Source organism: Marilutibacter maris (assembly GCF_003233695.1).
GTDB lineage: Bacteria > Pseudomonadota > Gammaproteobacteria > Xanthomonadales > Xanthomonadaceae > Marilutibacter > Marilutibacter maris.
Window position 1 is genome coordinate 2,262,809 of record NZ_CP029843.1, and the last position, 21,819, is coordinate 2,284,627.

A 21,819-nucleotide genomic window follows, 5' to 3' on the forward strand; every position below is an offset into this window, starting at 1 on the left:
CTCCGTGGCGGTCGGCTTCTTCCTCTACTCCTTGCGGATCGCTTCGACCTGGATCCGCAGCGTCACGTCCATGTCGAAGCCCCAGTCCTTGCCGGCGTCGATCCCGAATGCCGCGCGATCGATCGTGGCGTAGGCGTCGGCGCCGCACCAGTCGCGCTTGAACATCGGATGCGGCATGCACTTGAAGGACTTGATCTCCAGCGTCACCGGACGGGTGACGCCGCGCAGGGTCAGTTCGCCGTCGACCCGGGTCGGCACGCCGTCGGCGAAGCCCGCCAGACTGCCGCTGTAGATCGCGGTCGGATACGCGGCGGCATCGAAGTATTCCGCACCGACCATCTCGCCGTTGAGCACGTCATGGCCGAAGTCGATACTGGAGATGTCGATCTCGACCCTCAGCGAGCCACTGCCCGCCTGCTTGTCCAGGGTCACCTCGCCGGTGCTGCGATTGAACTTGCCGCGCCAGACCGAGACTCCCATGTGGTCGGCCTCGAAGCTGGGATAGGTGTGATCGGGTTCGATTTCGTAGACCGCCGGATCGGCGGCGGCCGGGAACGACGCCGTGACGGCGAACGCACCGGTCAGAAGCGCGCCGGCCAGCAGCGCGCCGGCCGGCAGCGTGCGGGCCAGCGGCGTGGAAAGATGGCGACGGGTATTCATGACGGCTCTCCGAGGTCGACGGGCCGGCGGTTGCCTGCCCTCCTGCCCCTACGACGAACCGGCACCGACCGGATCGACAGCCGCCGGTATCCGCTGCCCGGTGCCCGTCACGGGCACCGGACGCCTGCCGGTCGCTGGCTGCGTACAGCTAGCCCGCGAGCCGGTTCAGCTTCTGCTCGTGGTGCAGGCCCTTGGCGAGGCTGACGCACATCAGCAGCAGCACGAAGGTGAACGGCAGGCCCAGGCTGACCGCGCCGGCCTGCAGCGCGTCCAGCGCCGCCTTGCCGCCGATCGCCAGCAGCACCGCGGCGATCACGCCTTCGGTCACCGCCCAGAAGATCCGCTGCGCGACCGGCGCGTCGACCATGCCGCCGGAGGTGATGCTGTCGATCACCAGCGAGCCCGAATCGGACGAGGTGATGAAGAACAGCAGGACCAGGGCGATCGCCAATGCCGAGGTGATCGAGGTCCACGGCAGGTGCTGCAGCATCTGGAACAGGGCCAGCGAGGAGTCGCCGATGCCCTCGGCCAGCTCGCCGATCCCGGCCATCGACTGGTCCAGTCCGCTGCCGCCGAACGCGCTCATCCACACGATGGTCAGCAGCATCGGTACCAGCAGCACCGCGGTCATGAACTCGCGCACCGTGCGGCCCTTGGACACCCGGGCGATGAACATGCCCACGAACGGCGACCACGAGATCCACCAGGCCCAGTAGAACACCGTCCAACCGTGGTAGAAGCCCTCGTCCTCGCGGCCGACCGGGTTGCTAAGCGGCAGGATGTACTCCGCGTACGAGGCGATCGTGGTGCCGACATTGCCGACGAAGGCCATCAGCGAGCCGGCGATGATCACGAACAGCAGCAGCGCGGCCGCCGCCAGCATGTTGATGTTGCTCAGCAGCTTGACGCCGCCGTCGATGCCGCGGATCACCGAGATCGTCGCGATCGTGGTGACCGCGGCGATGATTCCGATCTGCAGCGCCAGCCCGCCGGAGATCCCGAACAGGAACTCGATGCCGCCGGCGGCCTGCTTCGCGCCCAGCCCCAGCGAGGTCGCCAGGCCGAACAGCGTCGCCAGCACCGCGAGCACGTCGATCACATGGCCGAGCGGTCCCCAGACCCGGTCGCCGAAGATCGGGTAGAAGGTCGAACGGATCGTCAGCGGCAGGCCCTTGTTGAAGGCGAAGAAGGCCAGCGACAACGCGACCACGCCGTAGATCGCCCACGGATGCAGGCCCCAGTGGTACATGGTCGCGCCCAGCGCGGCCCGCCGCGAGGTCTCGGTACCGCCGGCGATGTCCAGCGGAGAACCGAACCATTCGGTGAAGTAGCCCACGGGCTCGGCCACGCTCCAGAACATCAGGCCGATGCCCATGCCCGCCGCGAACAGCATCGCGAACCAGGACGGCCGCGAGAACTCGGGTCTGGCATCGTCGCCGCCGATCCGGATCTTGCCGACCGGCAGCACGATCACCGCCAGGCAGAACAACACGAACACGTTGCCGGCGGTCAGGAACACCCAGTCGAAGGTGTTCTGGATCCAGGTGCGGGTCGCCAGCAGCACTTCACCGGCCTTCTCCGGCATCGCCAGCGAGACCACCACGAACAGCACGATCAGCACCGCGCTGATGATGAACACCGGATTGTGCAGGTCCAGGCCGAATGCCTTGATGTTGTCCTGGCCTACCTCGTAATCGGTCTCGTATACCTCTTCGAGCTTTTCGATCTGTCGCTGGACGTTCAAGACGCGTACTCCTCGCTGATGCCTGTATCGGCCGGACGGTGCCGGCTCATGTCGTCGCGCCGCGACCGCGGCGCCGGGGTCTCTCCAATGTCGATTGGAAAACTCAGAAATAGAAACCGACGTTGACGTTCAGACGCGAACGCCAGCGGTTGGATCCGGGCTCGTCGACGCCGATGCCCGAGCCGCCCACGAACCACATGTTCTTGCCGGCGATCCAGTCCACGTAGGTGAACATCTTGCCCTTGGCGAAACTGCAGCCGGTGACGTTCTGCCACGACTCGCGCAGACCCGCATCGTCGTCGACCGGGCTGGTCATGCTCAGGTTGTTGTAGCAGGTGATGCCGTCGAACCAGCCGGTCTGCGGCAGCGCATAGGCGACGTTGAAGGTCGGCACGTCGGCCTCGGCCGCGATCTCGAACGGAAAGTCGAACGCCGACATCGCGATGCGCGATTCGTCGATGCGGTAGCGGTAGCGCGCCCACTGCGCCTGCATGGTCAGCTGGCCGCGCTTCCACTGCGCGTGCAGCGCGGCGCCGTCGTGACCGTACTTCTCGCCATCGATGCGATTCTCGACCCGGCCCGTGAACAGCGACGCGCCCAGCGCGAGCTCGCCGTCGTTCCAGTCGCGCACGTTCTCGTATCGCAGATTCAGGCGCTCGCGTTCGCGATACGGAAGATCCTCGGTGGTCGCCACGTCGAACGAATAGCGATCGTAGCGCGCGCCGGTGCCGTACTCGTCGCCGGAAAACGCGCCGACGTGGAAGCGGTGCGCGCCGTCGTCGCGCCGCCACACCACACCAAGGTCGTAGTCGTCCTCGATGCCGAGGTAGTAGCCGGAGCCGAACCAGAAACTGTTCGAGGCATAGGGCAGCAGGCCGAACGGCACCTGCTGGATACCGGCGCGGATATCGGAGGACTCGTCGATTTTCCAGCCCGCCCAGGCATGGTGCACGGCGTGGAAGCCGTCATACCAGCGGTACTGCAGAGAGAAGAAGGCCGGGCCTGCGTTGCCCTTGGCGTCGATGCGGACCAACTCCAGATCGGCGCCCGGATTGTCGCCGTAATCGAGCCATCCGTAGTTGAAGCGCACCGCGCCTCCGAGATCGAGTTCGCGATCGCTTTCCTGCGCTTTTGCGGCGAACGTCGACAACAACAAAACGGTACTGCAGATGCTTAAAAAACCACGGAAAATCACAGGCTTCTCGCTCTCCGGAAATGCGGACAAGCGATACAGGTTAACGCCTCAAAACCGACTCTGCAAAATCAACGCATGCAAAAAACCCCATGATTTCAGCGGAAAACCGCGCCACGCGGGGCTATCGACAAATTATCAACGACCGGATCATTCAACTCGAAACGCACGAAAATCGCGCCGATCCGCGCGATTTCCGTGTACTGAGCCCGTGCATTCCGCCGCCCCGCGAGCCCACCATTGCGCCGTCGGCACGGCCGCTGGAACGCTCGCTGCGACGGCGTGCTCCGATGGCGCCATGTCGCCGCAACTAGGGGCCGGCGACTCCGGGCCGTGAAGACGGCACCGCCGCCATCCGCGCCGAGTGGACCAGGGCGCCGCCGCGGACGGTGTGGCGGACGTCGGCGAATGCCGTGGGATCATCGGCCGGATCGCTGGCGAGCACGACCAGGTCGGCATCCATCCCGGCCCACACCCGCCCCTTGCGATCGCCCTGGCCGAAGCGTCGCGCCGGCGTCGTGGTCAGGCTGGCGAGAATCGCGCGCCAGTCCATGTCCGCATCGGCCATCAGCTCGAACTCGCGACGCGTCTCGAACAGGTCCACATAACCCACGTCGGTGCCGAACAGCACCTGTCCGCCGGCCTGGTGAAAGGCGCGCAACTGCTGCCGGGCGACGGACACCACCTGCGCGACCACCGACTCAGGCGCCTGATCCTTGCGCACTTCGATCTCGAACAGCGCCAGGGTCGGCGTCAGCGCGATGTCCGCCTCGACCAGCCGCTTCGCCAGCACGTCGTTCCACGGCCCGCCCGTCGGTGTGGTGTGCGCGAGCACGTCGACGCCCGCCTCCAGTGCGACCTCCACGCCCGCCAGCGTGGTCGGGTGCGCAAACACCGGCTTGTGTCTGCGGTGGGCCTCGTCCACGACCGCCTTCGCGATCGTCGCATCCATCACCACCACGCCCTTGCCGTCGTCGACGATCGCGCCGATGAACAGTTTGACGCCGTCGGCGCCATGTTCGAGCTGGTCGCGCGCCCGCGCACGCGCGGCCTCCGCGGTCGCGACTTCCGCGCTGGGCACCTGGAGCGTATCCAGCAGGTCCTGCACGTAGGACGGCGTGCCGCCGTCGGGAAAGAACGGCGCGTCGACGGTCAGCAACGCCGGTCCGGTCACCTCGCCGTCCTCGATCCGGCGACGCAGGGCCGCGGCATTGCCCGAGGGGAAGGATGCGATGTCGAACACCGTCGTGAATCCCTTTCCCGTGAACATCCGGCGCAGCGCGAAATCCAGCTTGGCGGCACTGCGCGTTTCCGCCTCGCGTAACGGCAGCGGCAGCACATGCGCATGGCTGTTCCAGAAGCCGGCGGTGACCACGCCGCCATCGGCATCGACCACCCGCGCATCGTCGGGCAGCGTCACGGAGGTCCCGACCTCGACGATGCGTCCGTCGCGCACCAGCACGGTGCCGGCGTCGATCGCCGCCGCCTGCGGATCCGGGTAGATGCGCGCGTTGACGATCGCCAGCGCCTCCGCCCGGGCACCACCGGCCAGCGCCGCCATCAATACCGTCGCGCCGAGGGCAGCGGACCGTATCGCCCACCCTCCGCGCATGATCCGCCGCACGGTCGCGACGACCGCCGTCACGCGCTGCTCCGCGCACGCTGGTACGCGACCAGAGCATTGGCGTGACCATGGCCCAGGCCATGCTGGGACTTCAACGCCGCGACCTTGTCCATGTGCCGCATGTCGCCCATCGCGTCGAGCAGGTCCAGCCAGTGCTGGATCGGTTTGCCATAGGTCTTCTCGATCGAGGGGAAATAGGACGCGGGCCCCTTGACCGGCTTGTCGGCGCTCACGATGCGATCTCCTCGGCGGCCGCGGCCTCGATCGCCGCGACATCCAGCTTGTGCATGTCGAGGAAGGCGCGGGTCACCCGCGCGATCCGGGCTTCGTCGCCGGAGGCCATGATCGAACCCAGCACGGCCGGAGTCACCTGCCAGGAGACCCCGAACCGGTCCTTGCACCAGCCGCATTGCTCGGCCTCGGGGACGCTGGACAGCTGCGCCCAGTAGCGGTCGAGCTCGGCCTGGTCGCGGCAGGTCACGACGAAGGAGATTGCTTCATTGAAGCCGAAGTCGTGCTCGCGGGCACTGTCCATCGCCGCAAACCAGGTGTCGCCGAGCCGGAAGTCGGAAAACATCACCGAACCCTCGCGATCCGGCGCCATTCCGTCCGGGTAACGGATCAGCCGCCCGGGCTGCGAATCCTCGAATACCGAGCGATAGAACGCGCCCGCCGCCTCGGCCTGGCCGCAGGCCTCGCCGGCGAACAGCAAGGACGGCATGATCGCCGGCGGCGCCTGTTCGGCGGGTTCGGACAGGATCAGCTGCCAGGACAGGCCGTAGCGGTCCTGCACCCAGCCGTAGCGAGGGCAGAACGGATACGCGTCCAGCGGCATCAGCGCCTGCCCGCCCTCGATCAACGCGGCCCAGGTCGCATCCAGGCGCTCGCGCGCCCGTGGATCGCGGACCGGGTCGAAGTTGACGATGAACGAGATCGAGGGATTGAGCCGGAACAGCGGGCCGGCGCTGATCGCCATGAACGGCTGTCCACACAGCTCGAACGACACCACGTCGCAGTCGCCGGACGGCGTATCGCGCAGCGTCACCACCGACTCGAGCTGCGAATCGGGGAATACCGAGCAGTAGAACCCGGCGGCCTCGCGGGCCTGGCGATCGAACCACAGGTGCGGGGTGATGGGTCTGACCAGCGACATCGTCGTACTCCATGCAGTGGGGATTCGATCAAACGACGATCCGGGGGCACCGGAATCGACACGACACTAACCGCTCCGCGCGCACCGGCCAATGACCGCCCTCGTCACGCAGGGAGGGCGGCCCCTCCGTATCCGAACGGACGCGCTCAGGCGGCGGCCCGGCGGCCGCTGGCGCTCGCGCGCAGCCCGACCCAGCCCAGTTCGGCGAACACCAGCACCACCAGCGCCTGCGCGCAGACGAAGGCGATTCCGATCGCCGCCGGCCGCCATTGCGGACCGAACGCCACCCAGGCACTGCCGGCGACCCAGGCGAAGTTGATCGCGATCACCGCAGCCATCGCCCCACCCGGCACCCGCGGACGCCGCGCCAGCGACAGCACCCAGAGCACGAACGGCACACAGACCAGCCCCGCGCCGCGCAGCAGCCCGGCCGGCAGTTGCAGTACCGGCGCCAGCACCCCGGCTCCGGCGATCAGCAGCACGGCGGTGGCGCCGGTGGCCAGGCCGTCGATCCACAACAGGCGGGGCAGGAAGCCCGGGCTTGCGAAAAGGCGCTTGCTCGACATCGCGAATCTCCTCGTGGTTGGGATGTCGGCCATGCTGCCGGCGCGCACGGGGCCGGACCATTACCTGCCAGGTAATGTCTCCGCGGCGCGCACCTGGGCTATCGTCCGCCCTCATGAACCGCATCGACTCCACACCGTCTCCGTTCGGCGAGCAGTTGCGCCACTGGCGCCGTCGCCGCCGACTCTCGCAGGAAGACCTGGCCGGGCTGGCCGATATCTCCTCGCGCCATCTCAGCTTCCTGGAAACCGGCCGCTCGGCGCCGAGCCGGGCGATGCTGTTGCGGCTGACGGACCGACTCGAAGTGCCGCTGCGCGAGCGCAACCGCATGTTCACCGCCGCCGGTTTTGCGCCGCTGTACGGCGAACGCCCGCTCGACCATGCCGGCCTGGAGACGGCCCGGCGCACGATCGAGCGGATCCTGCGCGGCCATGAACCGTTCCCGGCGCTGGCGATCGATCGCCACTGGCGCATGCACGCAGCCAACCGGGCGCTGGCGCCGTTCCTGCTCGGGGTCGCGCCCGAGCTGCTGCAACCGCCGATCAACGTACTGCGGCTGAGCCTGCACCCGCAGGGCGTGGCGCCGCGGGTGGCCAATCTCGGCCAGTGGCGCGCGCACCTGCTGCATCGGCTGCAACAGCAGCTGGAAAGCTCCGGCGACAGCGTGCTGGAACAGCTGCTGGAGGAACTGCGCGGCTACCCCGGCGCCGACCCGGAAGAGGACCCCGAGCCCAACGCCATCGCGATTCCGCTGCGCCTGCGCAGCGACTTCGGCGAGCTCTCGTTCATCAGCACCACCACCGTGTTCGGCACTCCGGTCGAGGTGATCCTGTCGGAACTGGCGATCGAGTCCTTCTTCCCGGCCGACCCGCACACCGCCGAGGTGATGCGCGCCCTGCCGCTGGAGGGGCCGATGCCGGGCTTCGAGTTGCCGCCGCCGGACTGATCTCGGCGGCGGCGCGGGCCCCTAGCCCGCCGGGTGCGCGAGCGCGAAGCCGATCGCCGCGCGCACCGCCGCGACCTGGGCGTCGTTGCACTGCTGCGGGGTCGCCCGCGGGCTGTCGGGATAGACCTCGGTGGTGGTGGTGTAGCGGGCCCCGGTGATGCCGGCGCACAGGCCCAGCGCCTGCAACGGGTAGCGGATCACCCCCGGCGCGACCACTTCCGAACCGATGATCTGGCCATTGGCGTCGGCCGGCGCGATATGGGTGACCGGCTCGACCGCCGCGATCACCGCCTGCTGGAACGCCGGCTGCGGGTTCTCGCTATCGTCGACCAGGTAGAAACCGTCCGGAATCTCGCCCGGCTCGAACGGCTTGCCGTCGCGCGCGGCCAACGCCGGACGGAACTCGCTCTCGTCGCTGTCGGTGGTCTCGTGCAGATCGATGTGAAGGACGAATCGTCCGCGCAGCGGCGCCACCAGCTGCAACAGCGCGGCGGATTCGCCGGCCGGGCTGTTCTCGCGGAACGAGCGGTTGGGATCGATCGCGTGCATGTTCCAGCGATGGATACGCTCGTAGGCCCATGGGCTGACGCAGGGCACGACCAGCAGGTTGGCGCGGCCTTCGTAGTCGCCGCCGTGCCGTTCGACGAACTGCAGCGCGCCATGCACGCCGCTGGTCTCGTAGCCGTGCACGCCGCCGGTGACCAGCACCGTCGGCAACCCATCGCGCCAGCCGCGGTTGCGGATCGCGTACAAGGGGTAGCGCTCGCCCGCGTAGTCGAGCTGGCCGTACTGCTCGACGTCGAAGCGCTGACGCAGCGCATCGACCCGGGCCAGCACGTCCTCGGCATAGCTGCGATGGCGCACCTGCCGCGCCAGCCATTCGGCCTTCTCGGCCTCGCCCCAGGGAACGCCGGGGGTACCGATCGGATAGAAGGCGTTGGCGCTGCTCATGTCGCGGGCTCCTGGAGGGGCGGTGGGGACGCGACACTCTAGCATCGGGCCTCCCCGCTTCCGCGCACGCCATCGCCTCCCGGCCGGGTAACACCGGCCCCCCGGCCGGGAGGCGGCTATCGCATCGGATCGTCAGCGACCCGGCAGATCGAACGGGAAGAATCCCCAGCAATCGGCAAGATCGCGGGCCAGGTCGGCGCCTCGGGCGGCGCAGATCTGGCGCGCCTGCACGATCGTGTCCGCGTACACGTTGTCGTAGTCGTTGGTGTCGGCCAGGACGTGCGACATCTCGTGCAGGATGGTTTCCTGCTTCAGCTGGGCATCGGCCTCGCGGAAGCGGATGTTGAGCTCGATCCGGAACGCCAGGTCGCGCGCCGGCGACGCGACCACCGGCATCCCGTTGTGCTCGAAGATGTAGCTGCGGGTACCGCGGTTCATGTTGTTGCGCACATCGCGCCAGGTCGCCCGGAAGCTCTTGGGATCGGCCGGATTGACCTCGCCATCGGGGCCCGGGAACACCACCGGCGGCCGTGCCGACGCGTAGTCCTGGGCATCGTGGTCCTCCCGCTCCGCGTACTCGATGTAGACCGTCCAGGTGTTCAGCGCCGTCGCCATCGCCGCATACACCGTCTGCAGCGTGTTCAGGAAGGTGGTGTCGTCCTGGCTCAATGCCGGGACCGGGCCGGCGCCGAACTGGACGCCGAAGAAGGTCGTCAGCGCCGCCCGCGCCTGGCCGGCTTCGATGCTGGCCGGATCGAGCAAGGCATTGCGGTTGCGCGGCTGCAACCACTGCGCCGCGTTTCGCGCAAGCTGGACGGCGTCGACGAAATAGGTGTCCAGCGCTTCCATCTGGGCCTGGCCACGGTAAATGCGGGACATCGGGGGGTCTCCTGGATTCCGGGCCGGGTTGCCCGTCGAGACTAGGAACGCCTGCATGGCCTGGTTGTGAAAGGGGTGTTGTGAAAGGGGTGTTGTGAAAGGCGGGTTGTAAAAGCGCGGCTGTGAAAGCGTGGTTGTGAGAGCGTGACGCGGAGCCATTGCAATGCAGTCCGACCCGCTCACCGCCGACGTCCGCCGGGCTATGCCTGCGACAGTGCGGGTGCGCCCTGAGCCGCCCGGCTCGCCCCTTTTCGCAGCCGGTTCGCGGCCGATCCCAGCCACAGCAGGATCAGGCCGATCTCCAGCTTCTGGCTCAGACCGCGCGGCGCCTCCCGCCACAACGCGTGCACCCACAGCCCGACGAACGCCGCCACCGCCACCGCAAACGCGATCGCGAAGCGCTGCCGCCAGCGCGGATCGGCGCGCAGACGCCAGGCTTGCAACAGCATCGCGGTCGTCACGCACAGGAACGCGGTCTGCGCCGCAAGGCCATGCACCAGCGTTTCCAGGGTCACCGGCTGCCCTCGGCGCCCGGTTTCCGCCACTGCGGTCACCGCCAACGCCAGACCGGCACAGACGAACAGCAGCAGCGGTGCCGCGCTGCGCGCCTGCGGCGACAGCTCCAGGTACCAGCCGCCGCCCAGCGCGATCAAGGCCAGCGCCAGCGCGAAGTAGCCCGCCCGCACCCACAGGCCGTGGGGATCGAGCAGGTAGAAGCTCAGCGGCGTCTGCAACCAGTCCAGATCCGGGCGCAGGAACTGCGCCGCGATGCCGATGGCCGCGAACAGCAGGACGCCGGCCAGCGCGGCGGCGCCGAGGAACCGGGGAACGGTGGAGTCGGTCTTCTTCATGGCCGGAGCGGATCATCCTGGTCGTGTTGAACTGCGCATGGACACGTGTCTCACGCCGACGCGGCCTTCGCGCCGACGATCCGCACGCCTGCAGATTGGGCGCCCATGCCGCGGTCCGGTGTATCCGCACCGCCAGCGCAAGCTTCCGGGCAATCGAACTGCCGCATGCGTTCACCCCTGCGCGGGCACGAGCCGCCCTGTCGGCAGCGATGGTCCGACAAGTCGCCGCCGGCCCCATCCGCCATTGGTCATGACTCCCGCGCCCGACCGCACGGCGATGGAAACGCGGGCACATGACGATGTCGATCCGCACCCTTCACGTTCGTCATCTCCCCGAAGGCGCACATTCCGTGTTCCGCCCCACCGTGGAGGTCATCATGTCCTACGTCGACGGATTCATCATTGCCGTACCCACCGCCAACAAGGCCAGGTTCATCGAACATGCCCGCAACGGCGACTCGTTCTTCATCGAGTGCGGCGCGCTGCGCGTTCTGGAATGCTGGGGCGACGATGTGCCCGATGGCGAGCACACCGACTTCCGCCGCGCGGTGAAGGCCCAGGACGACGAGACCGTGGTGTTCTCGTGGATCGAATGGCCGGACAAGGCGACCCGCGATGCCGGCATGAAGAAGATGTTGAGCAGCGACGACCCGCGCATGGACCCGGCCAAGAACCCGATGCCCTTCGATGGCAAACGCCTGATCTATGGCGGCTTTGCGCCGGTGCTGGAATTGACGAAGTAGTCGGGCTCCAGGCTCCATCCGCCCTCGCCCGCATCCGATACCGTCCGGAGCCCCCTCCGGACGGCGCGCGCCTGGCGCGAGCGTTCAGGGCGTGTAGGTCACCGTCAGCCTGGCGCTCGCGCCATGTCCGATCCACAGGTACCGGGTCGCGCTCTGGTCGCTATCGAAACGCAGCCGCAACTGGGTCCGGCCGCCCTTGTCGATCGCCGCCAGTCCGGCCGCGGAAAACAGGGTACTGGCCTGGTTGCCGCCGCTGAAGGCCGGCAGCTCGGCGACGTCACCGGCGGCGATGGCCTGCCCCCAGTCGGCGGCCTCGATCGTGCAGGCGCCGATGCAGTCCGGGTGCACGTCGATCACCAGTCTGTTGCCGGCGGGGTCCGCCCAGGGATCGCCATAGGCGCTGCCGTAGGCCACGACCAGCGTCGCCGAGGTGATGGTGGCGCCATCGGGAATCGCCGAGGTGTCGAAGGACAGCAGCGCGCGGTTGAACTTGCCATCGGTGCCGCGCCCGATCGCCAGCCCGTAGTAGGCTTCCAGCGTGCCCACCGCCGGCGCGCTGCCGCCGCTGCCGGCCTTGACGTAACCGTCGTTGGCATCCTCGTTGTCGAAGCTCACCGTGACCGGCGCACCGCCGCCGGAGCCTCCTTCGACAGTGACGACGACCGCCGCCGAGGTGCCGACGTTGCCGGCCAGGTCCAGCGCCCGCGCCTGCAGCTGATGCTCGCCGCTGGCGGAGGTGGCGCTGTCCCAGACCATCGAATACGGCGCGGTCGCATCGCTGCCCAACAACGCGCCGTCGAGCAGGAATTCGACCCGTTCGACACCGACGTCGTCGCTGGCGCTCGCACTGACGGTCACATCGCCCTCGACGATGGCGCCATCGTCCGGCGCGGTCAGCGTCACCTCCGGAGCGACGCCGTCGAGGTTGTCCAGGCCCCAGAAACGGCCGATGTAATAGCTGGAGCAGATGTTCGCGTCGAGGATGTAGGCACCGGCACTGCCGCACTGGGTCTCGCCGCTGCCCGGGTCGACCGGGGTGCCGTGACCCATGCCGGTGATCGTGTAGGTCTCCACCCGTGGCTGTCCGGACGCGTCCTTGTAGACCTTGTGCGGATAGCCGGCGACGCTGTCGGACACGTCGGCGATCTGGTCGATGCCGTGGACATCGGTCCACTGCTGCATGCTCTCGGTCAGGTTCATCGGCCGCACGACGTAGTCGGCATCACCGTGCCAGATCGAAACGACCGGCCACGGGCCGCTCCACGACGGATGGGCGGCACGGACCTTGTCGCCCCATTGCGCCGGGCCGAGGTCGCTGCCGGGGTTCATGCAGCTGAAGGCCGCGCTCTGCGAGGTCGCGCAGCGGTGCGGCAGTCCCGACAGGATCGCGCCCCCGGCGAACACGTCCGGATAGGTCGCCAGCATCGTCGCGGTCATCGCGCCGCCGGCCGACAGCCCGGTGACGTAGACCCGCGACGGCTCGATCGCATGATCGGCGATCATGCGGTCGACCATCTGCTTGATCGACAACGCCTCGCCCTGCCCGCGTGCGGTATCGCCGGAAACGAACCAGTTGAAGCAGCCGCTGGAATTGTTGCTGCTCTGCTGCTGCGGCAGCACCAGCGCGAACCGCCACCGCTCGGCCAGCATCTGCCAACCGGTTTCGGCGTCGTAGCTGGCGGCGCTCTGCGAGCAGCCATGCAGAGCGACCACCAGCGGCGCCCCCGCCGGCAATCCGGCCGGCACATGCTTGAACATGCGCAGATTGCCCGGGTTGCTGCCGAAACCGCCGACCTCGGTCTGCGCCATTGCCGGCGACGCTGCCGCCATCGCCAGCAACAGCAGCGGCGCGGTCCATCCACGATGGGCACGGTAGCCGCGCCCTCCCCCAAAACCGGACACTGCGATCGACATCGTCGGCTCCCTTGACCCCGGACCGCGCCAGTGGGCCACGTCGGCCGCGGCGGCGGTATCGGCCGATGGGGCAAGCTGCGCTGCAGCATGACCGCGGGCAGACACCCGCTGGGGCGCCCGCCGCGCCGGCTCAGGCGGCCAGGCGGGGATCGGCCAGCACCTGGTCGAAGGCGACCTCGCCGGCGAATCCGCCCGCGCTCACCGCGGTCCGCTGCGCTTCGATCGCGTGGGCGAAGATCACCGCCGGATCGGCTTCCAGCGTGTCGAACAGCCGCTGCAGATTCGGATAGTCGCGACGGTCGACCGCCTGGTGGTACTCGTTCCAGCGGGCGATGCCGATGAAGTAGGCATCGGCCAGGGTGCGTTGCGCGCCAAGCAACCAGGGCTGATCGCCAAGCATCGCCGACAGGTCCTCGTGCGCCTTGCGCACCTGGGCCCGCCCATACTCGCCCAGCACCCGCCTGCCCTCGCCCTCACCGGCATGTTCCAGCGCGTACCACAGCGGCGCGTAGGCGCCGAAGAACGAAGTGTTGAGGAAGGCCAGCATCTGGTTGAGCCGGTCGAACTCCGGCGTGCCCTGCGCGAACCCCAGCCCGCGGTCGATGCCACGCGCACCGATGTGGTTGAGGATGGCCATGCTCTCGCTGATCAGCGCGCCGTCCGCGGTGAGCAGGGTCGGTGTCTCGGCGACTGGATTGAGCCGGCGGTAGGCGTCGCCGGTCACCACTTCGGGCATCTCGATGCGGCTGAGCCGGTAGGGCGCGCCCAGCCACTCCAGGGCGACGATGGAGCCGAACGAGCAGCCGGAGGGAACGCCATAGAACAGGATCGGGGACATCACGAACTCCTTGGGTCGGGTTTCAGGCCGGCGGTCGCTGGCCCGTGCTCGACAAGATAGATTCGTGGACCTTGAGCGAGTAGACGGGATAAATTGAACTTATCGTCTACGTATAGAGACTTCCATGGGCATCAATCTCAACGATCTCGGCTTCTTCGCCGCCGCCGTGGAACAAGGCGGCTTCGCCGCGGCGTCACGCCGGCTGGGCCTGCCCAAGTCCACGATCAGCAAGCGCGTGGCCGCGCTCGAGGAAGCGCTGTCGGTTCGCCTGATCCACCGCACCTCGCGCAGCTTCACCCTGACCGAGCTGGGCCGCGACTTCTACGAGCACGCCCGCGCCGCGCTGATCGAAGCCGAGGCCGCCGAAGCCGTGGTCCGCCGTCGCCAGGCCGAGCCCAGCGGCACCGTGCGGATCACCGCCTCGATCCCGGTCGCCCAACTGCACCTGGCCGACGCCCTGCCGCGACTGGCGCAGCGCCACCCGAAACTGCTGCTGCAACTGGAGGTGACCGACCGCTTCGTCGACGTGCAGCAGGAGGGCTTCGACATCGCCGTGCGCAGTCACTTCGCACCACTGCCCGATTCCGGACTGGTGCAACGGCAATTGCAGGTCGAGCCCATCATCCTGGTGGCGTCGCCGGACTACCTCGCCCGACGCGGCGAGCCGGGTTCGCCCGCCGGACTGGAGCACCACGACGCGCTGCTGACCGCGGCGTCGGCGGCCACGTGGACGCTGACCGACACCCACGGTGCGCGCATCCAGGTCGCCCCAAGCGCCGCGATGGTCGCCAACGAGTCCAGCGTACTGCTGCAGGCCGCCGCCAGCGGCATGGGCGTCACCTGCCTGCCCGAACAGATGTGCCATGCGCTGTTGGCGTCCGAACGTCTGGTGCGGGTGCTTCCGCAATGGCGCGCCGGCACCGTGACCACGACCCTGGTGATGCCGCACCGGCGCGGCCAACTGCCCGGCGTGCGCGCCGTCGTCGAGTTCCTGGCCGAGCGGTTCCGGCAGCCGGCAGCAACCGATACTGCCGACTGATATGCCGCCGGCTACCGACTCACGCGGCCGCCGGCTCCGGCGACAGGCGCCGGAACGGCGGACGCGCTCCCCGGGTCGTCCAGCGCCACAGCCATTCCACCGGTCCGTACTGGAAGCGTGACAGCCACCATTGGCTCACGAGCACCTGGGCCGCGAACAGCAATGCCCAGGCCAGCAGCACCGGTGCCAGCCCGCGTTCACCGCCCAGGTCCAGACCGATCGCGTAGAACAGCGCCACCCCGACCACGCTCTGCAGCAGATAGTGGGTCAACGCCATGCGCCCGACCGCCGCGAAGGGGGACAGCCAACGCCGCATGCGCGGATGCGAGAACGCCAGTACGAAGGCCGCGGCGTAGGCCACACCCAATGCGATCGGTTCCAGCCTCGCCAACATCCGCAGTGTCAGCTTCACCGCGCGCGTGTCCAGATCAGGATGCGATGCCCGCCACGATGCCTGCACTTCCGCCAGCCCCATCAAGGCCAGCCCCAGCACCACGCCGCCGACGCACAACCCGCCCAGCAGTGCGCGATGCCGCCACGGATCCTGCAGCAGCCCCTTGCGTCCCGCCCAGTAGCCCAGCAGGAAACGCGACAGCACGAAGCACACCAAGGCCCAGTTCGCCATCCGCGCCCAGTTGGCGACCGCGATGTTGCCGTGCAGGAACTCGCGCCACGAGGGCATCGAGAAGGCCTGCAAGGCCTGGGCGAAAACCTCCTTGCCGGCGGGTATCGGAGGCAACCACGCGCGCACCGGAGCGGATATCAACGGTGGCAACACCGCGACCGCCAGTGCGATCGCCAGCAAGGCGCGATCGGGCAGGTGCCGCAGTGGCAGCAATACCACCCCGACCACCGCATAGGTCAGCAGGATGTCGCCCCACCAGATGAAGTAACCGTGCAGCAGACCGATCAGGGCCAGGCCCAGCATCCGCCGCAGGTAGCGGTGCACGCCCGCGGCGCCCTCGTCGCGATCGAGCTGCAATGCGAATCCCAGCCCGAACAGCAGCGAAAACACGGTGATGAACTTGCCGTCGGCCAACACCGACATCGCCGAGATGGCGGCGGCGTCGAAGCCGGCGCTGGGCAGGGCCTCCCGCGTCGCCTTGGGCATCATCTCGTACAGCGACAGCCAGCGCAGGTTGACCAGGGCGACGCCGGCCAGGGCAAAGCCCCGGAGCGCATCGATGACTTCGTAGCGTGGAGGCTTGGAGGTGTTCAGGCGGGAAGCCCCGGCTTGCGATCGGACTTTTGCGTGCGGATGGACGCGGCGGGACACTTACCCACACCCTGCGTCGCGACCGTCTCCGCGCTCATGGACGCTTGGAGGCCACGCGCCCCGCACCGATGCCCGAACCCGGCGGCGCCAACATCGCGGTATTGACCCATCCGCCGACATCCAGCACGTACTCGAAGTTCTGCACCATCGCGCCATAGCCACGGTCAGAGGCGCCGTAGTTGGCGCCGACATGGATCGTATGACGGCCCGGCGGCAGCGGTTCGATCAACAACCAGTAGCCGTCGGCGGCGGCCATGCGCCCATTGCCGTCCGCTGCCCTGTGCTCGCCGATGTCGGCGTCGATGTCGAAACACTCCGCGGTGCGCACCCGGTAGCGGGCGACTTCGGGGACCGGGACGCCATCGATCAGCACCACCGCGCTGTTGAGATGATCGTTGTTGACCGCCGCCCCGGCCACCAGTTCGGGGCAACTGTAGGTATCCGGCTCGCCGACGGGCTGCACGTTCCGGTGCAGCATGTTGATCACCGGCAGCAACAGGTACTTGCCCGTCGGCACGTTACACTCGCGACGTGCATTGAAACTGCCGTCGGTGCCGGCCAGGAACCACACCGGCCCCTCCTGCCCGAGGTCGCACAGGCGTCCGTCCGGATCGAGGTAGGGGCTGAACGGCTGCGCCCGCACCCAGCGCCACCAGTCGGCGGTCAGCTCAGCGACGCTTCGCCCCGGGATGCCGGTATCCGGTGGCAGCACATGGTCGAGCACCGCGTCCTTGCCGGCCGTGGCCGGTTCTCCCGCCTGCACGATCATCGCGACGCCGCCCAATACCACGAGCGCCAGCGATCTGATCCCCCTGCCCCGCATCCCCGACTCCGATGAAAACCGTCGCCGCAGACTAGCCGATGAGGCAGATCGCGGAAAGCGCGTCGCCGCGACAATGACGACCCGATCGCAAGCGTTCAATCGATCTGCGCCACCGACCGTGGCACGCTGTCCTGCGAATCGGAGGTCAACGCCGCCAGCGCCTCGACGAACGCATCCTCCAGCGCCATCCGCCCCATCCAGCCGTTGCGCGTGCCGGTCAGGACCCGCAGCATCTGCCCGCGCCCGCCGGGCACGCGCGACAACGGATGGAACAGACGGTCGCGCCACCACGCGGCGACGTCGTGTCCGGACTGGAACAACGGGGTCAGCCAGCGGCTCCAGAAGTGATAGATGCCCACGTGCCGGCGTCGTTGCCGCTGATAGCGGGCCAGCGCATCGGCGACCGAGCCGTCGCCACGCAACGCTTCGCGCAGTGCGCGCGCGTCGAGCAAGGCCATGTTGACGCCCTGCCCCAGCTGTGGGCTCATCGCATGCGCGGCATCGCCAAGCAGGACCGCGCGTCCGCGCGACCAGTCCCGATGCATGGCGTCGCGATAGCGGGCGACGGCCAGGCCCGTCGGCACCTCGGTCGCGCGCAGGCGCTCGGCGGCCTCCGGCCAGACCGTGGCGACATCGTCGCGCCAGCGCTGCGGGTCCCCGACGCCGCGATCCAGCGCCGCGACCGGCAGGCTCCAGAAGAAACTCAGGCGCGGCACCGGGTCGCCGGGACGGGTGCCGACCGGCAGCATGCCGACCATCCGCCGCGCGGCGACGTAGCGTTGCTGCAGTTCGTCGATCCACGGCCAGTCGCCCTGCTCGACCAGGCACCACTGCGCGCCCCACGGATACGGCCGATCCAGTCGCGCCGGCACCACCTGTCCGCGCAGGGCCGAAGCCGCGCCATCGGCGACCACGATCAGGTCGTAGCCGGCATGGCGCCGGCCCTGCGCATCGGTCAGCGTGCCGGCCTCGACATCGACCGCGACCACTTCGCAGCCGCGGTGGATGCGCCGGCCCTGTTGCCAGGCCGCGTCGAGCAGGCCGAACAACGCGCCGCGCTGCAGACCGAGCCCGCACAGGCGCGGGTCGAGTTCACGATAGCGCATGTCCATGACCGGGCGCCCCCGCGTGGTCTGCCCGTACAAGCGCGAGACCACCGCCCCGTGCCCGATCACCGCATCGAGCAGGCCCATCTCCCACAACACCGCCAGCCCGACCGGCTGCAACAGGAAGCCCGCACCGACCGGTCCCAGCACCGGCGCACGCTCGAACACCTCGATCTGGTGGCCGTCGGCCGACAACATCAGAGCCGAAGCCTGTCCGCCGGTGCCGTAGCCGACGATCGCGATCCGCAAAGCTCTGCCCAAGGCGGTGCTTCCGTGACGAAATGGAGCCGGCACTTTGCCCAGCGGGTCGGCGCGGGGCAAGCCCGTCGCGGAGCGGCGCGGTCGCCACCGCCAGAGACCAAGCGACCCTGGCTATCCTCCTGGTTCCGTCCCGCGTCCGGGTCTACCATCCGACGATGGCCCGACCGCGCGCGGACACCCCGCCCACAGCGACCCGGAGCCGGGCGCCGCCGCCATCATCGAATCTGCACATCGGACCGTTTAGAAGGCCCTGATCCTTTGGCTCAGGAGGGAGCCGGAGGCCACGATTGCAAGCGCGATCCGCCCGGCTTCCGCCGGCCCAGCGCCCCGGATGCCCGAAGCACGACACAACGGTTCCCGGCCCCCTGGAGCGCACAGACAGGCGGAGGTTCCCGACAACGCACCGATCGACAGCAACACAAGGACTTGACGCGAATTCGACTTCCACAGGGGGGAAGCAAGATGAAGACGTTCGTAGCAGTGACGCTCCTGTCGACCTGCCTTGGCGGGTGCGCGATCTATCCGGTGGTCCCGACCTGGAGCGCCGAGGAAATCGACCAGGCGGCCACCGGGGACCCGTTCCTCGCCACCAGTCCGGAACAGGCGCTGACGCGGGTCCAGGGCATACGCAAGCTGCTCGCCGATGAGACCGATGCCCGCCAGAGGGCCGAGATCGTCGCCTCCGAAGCCACCTTCTACGGCACCTTCCTGGCCGCGCTTGGCATATCGATCGACAAGGTCGGGGTGAGGAATACCGGCGCCGGCGTGGCCACCCTGTCGGGACTGTACACCGGTCGATACCGCCTCGCCGACCAGCAGGTCGTGTTCCGCAAGGCCGAGGCGCGCGCGGCCTGCCTGGAGCAGGCACTGACTCCGGCGGTGTTCGATGTCGGGACCCTGAAGGCGCTGACCGACGAATCCCGCGCCGAGGCCATCGCCACCGCAATGCAGTTGCATGGCGCCGATGCCGCCGCCAGCGCCGCCGACAACCCGGCCCTGAATTCCTGGGCCGACGGCGGCGCCAAGACACTGAAGGCCGACGCCCTGGTCGCACGGGAACGGATTCCACAGCTGACCTGGCGGGCGCTGCGGCAGCTCGGCAACGACCTTCGCATCGCCCTGGCCGGCATTCCGCTGACGCCCAAGACCCGGGACGAGATCGAACAGACGATCGACCGCGCCAACGACGAAGAGGCCAAAGCCACCGGCCAGGTCTCCAGCGCGCTCAAGAGTGGCGCGACGCCAAGCCCCGAAAGCACGCGGATGCTCAAGGCACTGGCGGCCGCCGCATCGGTCGAAGCCACCATGGACGCCTGCTTCGTCGAGTATCCGCAGTAGCGGTGGACACGCCGTCCGGTCGGGTCGCGGCGGCAGGGCCGGACCTGGCGGGACGGCGCCACGCCCCGACCTTGCCTGGATTGCCAGTCATTCACCCATCAATGGAGCCAGCGATGCAAGACCAAGCCACCGCGATCGGCGCGGTACTGGATGCGATGTACGCGATGATTTCCGGCCCCGCCGGACCGCGCGACTGGAGTCGCCAGGACGAGCTGTTCCACCCCGACTGCCGGCAGATCCGCACCGGCGCCGACGCCGACGGGATGCCGTGGATGCTGGCCTTTGGCCTCGCCGAATACCGGGAAGACGCCGACCGGCTGCTCGCCGGCATGGACTTCTACGAGGTCGAGACCGCGCGCGAACTGCGCATCTTCGGCAACATCGCCCACGCCTGGAGCACCTACGAGGCACGCAGCGCGCCCGACGCCGCCGAGCCCGAGCGCCGCGGCATCAACAGCATCCAGCTCTACCGCGAAGCCGACGGCCGCTGGCGGATCATCAACATGATCTGGGACAACGAACGCCCCGGGCTGCGGATCGGAGAATGACCCGCCACCGCGACCACGATTGCGGTCGCGGCGTCGCCTGGTAGCGGTCGGCGGCGCGTCGCCGTCGCCGGGTTCGGACTCACGGCCCCGCCCGCACAGGCGGCGGCCGATCGAGAAAGTCGCCGACGATCCGTGCCAACTCCCGCAGTTCGGCACCGCTTGCCGATTCCACCGGCAGGTAGAGCATGCGCGACATCATCCGTTGCGCCGCCATCGGAGCGGCGCCATCGGCGGCGGCATCGCGCCCGGCCGGCACCGCGTGCAGGCTGGTCGCGCCGCGGGTGGCGTCGAAACCGGCGTGCTGCAACCGCGCCACCAGCACGTCCGGATCATCGCATTGCAGCGGCAACAGCCAATGACAATGCGGTTGCGCCCAACGTCCCGGAATCGCGTCGGCGGGCAGCCGCGCCGCCAGCGCGGTCGCCGCCGCGATACGATCGGCGAGATCGTCGCTGCCGTATCGACGATGGCGCCTGAGCATCAGGCCCAGCAAGGCCGGTCCCGGTCGTCGCCGAAGCTGGACCAGCAGCGCGCCGGGGCCGAAGCCGCGCACCGCGTTCGCGATCACCCGGTCGTGCGAAGTTCCCGACCATCGGCACAGCGTGGCGAACACCGTGTAGGGCGCCCGCCAGCTCAGGGCCTTGAGCAAGCCGTACTTGAGCACCCGGCGCGCATAGCCGCCGCGCCGCTGCGGCGGGTACGCCCGCTGCCGCCGTCGTGCGTCCTCGCAGCGGTCGCGGTCGCGAAACACCAGCACCCCGCCTCCCAGCGCGGTCGCGGTCTTGATCGGGCCGAAGCTGAACATCGTCACGTCGCTTCGCGGATGCCCGGTGTAGCCGTCGGCGGCGAAGGCCTGCGCGCAGTCCTCGAACAGGAACAGGCCATGGCGATCGGCGACCGCCGCCACCGCGTCCATCGGCGTTCTCGACCCGAACAGGTGCGCGACCAGCAGCGCCCGGGTACGGCCGCCGATCGCCTGCCGCAATCGATCGACGCGCAGGGCACAGGTGTCCGGATCGATGTCGACGGGAACCGCGCGCAGGCCGTGTGCCTCGATGATCGCAACCATGTCGCGGATGGTCACCGCCGACACCAGCACCTCGCTGCCCGCCGGCAGGGCCAGCTGTCGCAGCACCAGGTCGAAGCCGCTGCGCACCGACAGCGTCGCCAGCGCGCGCCCTTCCGGCGACCACAGCGCCTCCAGGCGCGACGCGCGATCGGCGCCGCCCCGGCGCAGGCTCATCGCCAACGCACTGGCCAGATCGGCCCAACCGATGTCGAGCTTTTTGCGTGGCAGCATGCAACCGGCGCGTGCGGGACTGCGGACGAGTGTCACACGAAACCCGGTCGCCGCTTCATCCCTTCATGC

The 21,819-nt window shown here is 68.8% G+C and carries 21 protein-coding genes; 5 read left to right on the forward strand and 16 right to left on the reverse strand.

Going from position 1 to position 21,819, the window contains the following annotated elements; genetic code table 11:
* Positions 1-24: 24 nt before the first annotated feature.
* The 7 genes from C9I47_RS09990 to C9I47_RS10020 form a co-directional block, all read right to left on the reverse strand.
* The gene (locus C9I47_RS09990; RefSeq protein ID WP_111266610.1) at positions 25-660 is read right to left on the reverse strand and encodes a YceI family protein; all 636 of its coding nucleotides are present in this window, start codon (positions 658-660) and stop codon (positions 25-27) included.
* 148 nt (positions 661-808) lie between these two features.
* A complete protein-coding gene (locus C9I47_RS09995; protein ID WP_111266611.1) occupies positions 809-2,404 on the reverse strand; it encodes a BCCT family transporter in 1,596 nt (531 codons plus the stop codon).
* Positions 2,405-2,507: 103 nt separating this feature from the next.
* Entirely contained in the window at positions 2,508-3,629 is a 1,122-nt protein-coding gene (locus tag C9I47_RS10000) for a hypothetical protein (RefSeq protein WP_223250087.1), read from the reverse strand.
* Positions 3,630-3,906: 277 nt separating this feature from the next.
* Positions 3,907-5,241 (reverse strand): amidohydrolase family protein, encoded by a 1,335-nt coding sequence (locus tag C9I47_RS10005; RefSeq protein WP_223250088.1) that lies wholly within the window; start codon positions 5,239-5,241, stop codon positions 3,907-3,909.
* Entirely contained in the window at positions 5,238-5,453 is a 216-nt protein-coding gene (locus tag C9I47_RS10010) for a DUF4287 domain-containing protein (protein ID WP_111266613.1), read from the reverse strand. Before C9I47_RS10010 ends, C9I47_RS10005 begins: the two co-directional genes overlap by 4 nt.
* Positions 5,450-6,373: a VOC family protein gene (locus C9I47_RS10015; RefSeq protein WP_111266614.1), complete on the reverse strand. Its 924-nt coding sequence runs from the start codon at positions 6,371-6,373 to the stop codon at positions 5,450-5,452. Before C9I47_RS10015 ends, C9I47_RS10010 begins: the two co-directional genes overlap by 4 nt.
* A 146-nt stretch (positions 6,374-6,519) precedes the next feature.
* A complete protein-coding gene (locus C9I47_RS10020) occupies positions 6,520-6,939 on the reverse strand; it encodes a hypothetical protein (protein WP_111266615.1) in 420 nt (139 codons plus the stop codon).
* A gap of 113 nt (positions 6,940-7,052) precedes the next feature.
* On the opposite strand from C9I47_RS10020, the gene C9I47_RS10025 reads away from it, so the two are divergent.
* A complete protein-coding gene (locus C9I47_RS10025; RefSeq protein ID WP_111266616.1) occupies positions 7,053-7,883 on the forward strand; it encodes a helix-turn-helix domain-containing protein in 831 nt (276 codons plus the stop codon).
* Between the two features lie 21 nt (positions 7,884-7,904).
* Here C9I47_RS10025 and C9I47_RS10030 read toward each other — a convergent pair whose 3' ends face one another.
* The 3 genes from C9I47_RS10030 to C9I47_RS10040 form a co-directional block, all read right to left on the reverse strand.
* Positions 7,905-8,834, reverse strand: a complete 930-nt coding sequence (locus tag C9I47_RS10030) for a M14 family metallopeptidase (RefSeq protein WP_111266617.1) — start codon at positions 8,832-8,834, stop codon at positions 7,905-7,907.
* Positions 8,835-8,966: 132 nt separating this feature from the next.
* Complete coding sequence (locus C9I47_RS10035) at positions 8,967-9,713, reverse strand: hypothetical protein (RefSeq protein ID WP_111266618.1); 747 nt, start codon at positions 9,711-9,713, stop codon at positions 8,967-8,969.
* A gap of 200 nt (positions 9,714-9,913) precedes the next feature.
* Positions 9,914-10,564: a DUF998 domain-containing protein gene (locus C9I47_RS10040; protein ID WP_111266619.1), complete on the reverse strand. Its 651-nt coding sequence runs from the start codon at positions 10,562-10,564 to the stop codon at positions 9,914-9,916.
* A 377-nt stretch (positions 10,565-10,941) separates the two neighbouring features.
* On the opposite strand from C9I47_RS10040, the gene C9I47_RS10045 reads away from it, so the two are divergent.
* The gene (locus C9I47_RS10045; RefSeq protein ID WP_111268076.1) at positions 10,942-11,307 is read left to right on the forward strand and encodes a DUF1428 domain-containing protein; all 366 of its coding nucleotides are present in this window, start codon (positions 10,942-10,944) and stop codon (positions 11,305-11,307) included.
* 84 nt (positions 11,308-11,391) lie between these two features.
* On the opposite strand, the gene C9I47_RS10050 is transcribed toward C9I47_RS10045, so the two are convergent.
* Entirely contained in the window at positions 11,392-13,221 is a 1,830-nt protein-coding gene (locus C9I47_RS10050) for an extracellular catalytic domain type 1 short-chain-length polyhydroxyalkanoate depolymerase (RefSeq protein WP_223250089.1), read from the reverse strand.
* 130 nt (positions 13,222-13,351) lie between these two features.
* The gene (locus C9I47_RS10055) at positions 13,352-14,059 is read right to left on the reverse strand and encodes a glutathione S-transferase family protein (protein WP_111266620.1); all 708 of its coding nucleotides are present in this window, start codon (positions 14,057-14,059) and stop codon (positions 13,352-13,354) included.
* Between the two features lie 124 nt (positions 14,060-14,183).
* On the opposite strand from C9I47_RS10055, the gene C9I47_RS10060 reads away from it, so the two are divergent.
* Entirely contained in the window at positions 14,184-15,098 is a 915-nt protein-coding gene (locus C9I47_RS10060; protein WP_111266621.1) for a LysR substrate-binding domain-containing protein, read from the forward strand.
* Positions 15,099-15,117: 19 nt separating this feature from the next.
* Here C9I47_RS10060 and C9I47_RS10065 read toward each other — a convergent pair whose 3' ends face one another.
* The 3 genes from C9I47_RS10065 to C9I47_RS10075 all read right to left on the reverse strand — a co-directional run bounded on the left by C9I47_RS10065 (position 15,118) and on the right by C9I47_RS10075 (position 18,564).
* On the reverse strand, positions 15,118-16,374 hold the full coding sequence (locus C9I47_RS10065) for a DUF418 domain-containing protein (protein ID WP_111266622.1): 1,257 nt from the start codon (positions 16,372-16,374) through the stop codon (positions 15,118-15,120).
* Positions 16,375-16,408: 34 nt separating this feature from the next.
* Positions 16,409-17,143: a hypothetical protein gene (locus tag C9I47_RS10070; protein ID WP_145985480.1), complete on the reverse strand. Its 735-nt coding sequence runs from the start codon at positions 17,141-17,143 to the stop codon at positions 16,409-16,411.
* 149 nt (positions 17,144-17,292) lie between these two features.
* Complete coding sequence (locus tag C9I47_RS10075) at positions 17,293-18,564, reverse strand: FAD-dependent oxidoreductase (protein WP_111266624.1); 1,272 nt, start codon at positions 18,562-18,564, stop codon at positions 17,293-17,295.
* Positions 18,565-19,026: 462 nt separating this feature from the next.
* Here C9I47_RS10075 and C9I47_RS10080 point away from each other — a divergent pair, with 462 nt between their 5' ends.
* Positions 19,027-19,902 carry a hypothetical protein gene (locus tag C9I47_RS10080; RefSeq protein ID WP_145985481.1) on the forward strand — a complete coding sequence of 292 codons (876 nt, stop codon included), beginning with the start codon at positions 19,027-19,029 and terminating at the stop codon, positions 19,900-19,902.
* Between the two features lie 113 nt (positions 19,903-20,015).
* Entirely contained in the window at positions 20,016-20,450 is a 435-nt protein-coding gene (locus C9I47_RS10085; RefSeq protein WP_111266626.1) for a nuclear transport factor 2 family protein, read from the forward strand.
* 79 nt (positions 20,451-20,529) lie between these two features.
* Here the strand turns inward: C9I47_RS10085 and C9I47_RS10090 are convergent, their stop codons facing one another.
* Entirely contained in the window at positions 20,530-21,750 is a 1,221-nt protein-coding gene (locus C9I47_RS10090) for a DegT/DnrJ/EryC1/StrS family aminotransferase (protein WP_111266627.1), read from the reverse strand.
* Between the last annotated feature and the right edge of the window lie 69 nt (positions 21,751-21,819).

Coding starts and splice junctions, on each gene's coding strand:
- C9I47_RS09990 (WP_111266610.1), bottom strand. CDS start 660: ATGAATACCCGTCGCCATCTTTCCACGCCGCTGGCCCGCACGCTGCCG.
- C9I47_RS10015 (WP_111266614.1), bottom strand. CDS start 6,373: ATGTCGCTGGTCAGACCCATCACCCCGCACCTGTGGTTCGATCGCCAG.
- C9I47_RS10020 (WP_111266615.1), bottom strand. CDS start 6,939: ATGTCGAGCAAGCGCCTTTTCGCAAGCCCGGGCTTCCTGCCCCGCCTG.
- C9I47_RS10025 (WP_111266616.1), top strand. CDS start 7,053: ATGAACCGCATCGACTCCACACCGTCTCCGTTCGGCGAGCAGTTGCGC.
- C9I47_RS10030 (WP_111266617.1), bottom strand. CDS start 8,834: ATGAGCAGCGCCAACGCCTTCTATCCGATCGGTACCCCCGGCGTTCCC.
- C9I47_RS10035 (WP_111266618.1), bottom strand. CDS start 9,713: ATGTCCCGCATTTACCGTGGCCAGGCCCAGATGGAAGCGCTGGACACC.
- C9I47_RS10040 (WP_111266619.1), bottom strand. CDS start 10,564: ATGAAGAAGACCGACTCCACCGTTCCCCGGTTCCTCGGCGCCGCCGCG.
- C9I47_RS10045 (WP_111268076.1), top strand. CDS start 10,942: ATGTCCTACGTCGACGGATTCATCATTGCCGTACCCACCGCCAACAAG.
- C9I47_RS10050 (WP_223250089.1), bottom strand. CDS start 13,221: ATGTCGATCGCAGTGTCCGGTTTTGGGGGAGGGCGCGGCTACCGTGCC.
- C9I47_RS10055 (WP_111266620.1), bottom strand. CDS start 14,059: ATGTCCCCGATCCTGTTCTATGGCGTTCCCTCCGGCTGCTCGTTCGGC.
- C9I47_RS10060 (WP_111266621.1), top strand. CDS start 14,184: ATGGGCATCAATCTCAACGATCTCGGCTTCTTCGCCGCCGCCGTGGAA.
- C9I47_RS10070 (WP_145985480.1), bottom strand. CDS start 17,143: ATGATCGTGCAGGCGGGAGAACCGGCCACGGCCGGCAAGGACGCGGTG.
- C9I47_RS10080 (WP_145985481.1), top strand. CDS start 19,027: ATGAAGACGTTCGTAGCAGTGACGCTCCTGTCGACCTGCCTTGGCGGG.
- C9I47_RS10085 (WP_111266626.1), top strand. CDS start 20,016: ATGCAAGACCAAGCCACCGCGATCGGCGCGGTACTGGATGCGATGTAC.
- C9I47_RS10090 (WP_111266627.1), bottom strand. CDS start 21,750: ATGCTGCCACGCAAAAAGCTCGACATCGGTTGGGCCGATCTGGCCAGT.